Annotated in this window: 1 protein-coding gene; it reads right to left on the bottom strand. The window is 59.2% G+C overall.

Annotated elements, in window-relative coordinates:
• The coding region (locus NW837_RS11275) for an S-layer homology domain-containing protein (protein WP_414331592.1) at nt 1-741 on the bottom strand (741 nt) is incomplete at its 3' end.
• Nucleotides 742-1,080: the final 339 nt, after the last annotated feature.

Below are 1,080 nucleotides of genomic sequence, written 5' to 3' on the forward strand. Positions count from 1 at the left end.
GCGAATCGGGTTGCGGACGATCAAAGACATGGGCCGGGTTTCGTTGGGGGCAATGAAGAGGCGCTCGTTGAAGGGGGTGGTGGTTTGCATCAGGGTGCCCGCCGCTAGGGTGGAAAGGCGCAGGTCAAAGCCTGGCTGGGAACCGGAGGGCAAGCCCCCTGGGTTTTGTGCCACCAAGGATCCCCGGCTGAGCATGGCCTGGTGGGTGAAGGCTGCTACCTCGGCACGGGTGGCGGGGCGGTTGGGTTCCAAGAGCATCGGGTCTGGATAATTGACAATCAACCCGGCGCGGTTGGCTGCCGCAAGTTGTGCCAGGGCCCAATTGGGGATGGCTGCCGCATCTCGATAGCGGCTGAAGAGATCACTGGGCTGAGCGGCTGGGATCGCTCCCGTGTTGCCAATGGCGTTGGTCAAAACCACCAGCGCTTCGGTGCGGGTAACGGGCTGCTCAGGACGGAAGGTGCCATCGGGAAAGCCTGCCACCAGGTTGTTGGCTGCTGCCGTCGAGATGGCGCTGGCTGCCCAGTGGGTGGGGGGCACATCCCGGAAGCCGATGAAAGTACCGGAGGTATTGCGGAGGCGGAAAGCGGTATTGACAATGGTGGCAAACTGAGCGCGGGTCACCGGCTCATTGGGGCGGAAGGTGCCATCGGGGAAGCCGTTCAACACTCCTTGAGCGGAGAGGGTCTCAATGTAGGCTTGGGCCCAGTGACCAAACGTGTCGCGAAAAGGGGCGGCCATGGCCACCTGGCAGTGGATGCCCAAGACAGCTCCCGATAGGAGTATGCCTGCTGCACGTGGATTTAAAAGAGAGGGAAACATCGTTCGTTCACCGAGTTGTCGTAGCGCCCATCGCTGGGTCAATGGCTACTCTTATTCTGGCTATTTCCTCAGTGATGACAATGGCTAAAACCCTTGCTCTGTGGTAATTTGAGCGTTTCTAACCCAAGATTTGCAGCAAAATGCAACTGCAGAGGATTGATAAGGAAGCTCCTAAATCTCTGTCGCGTCAGCTAGAAATCGCAGGAGCCCCGCACTGTACCCGTAGGGTCAGTGCCGGGAGGAATGCGCTTTGATGAA

It is taken from the genome of Synechococcus sp. R6-10 (assembly GCF_047461815.1).
GTDB lineage: Bacteria > Cyanobacteriota > Cyanobacteriia > Thermostichales > Thermostichaceae > Thermostichus.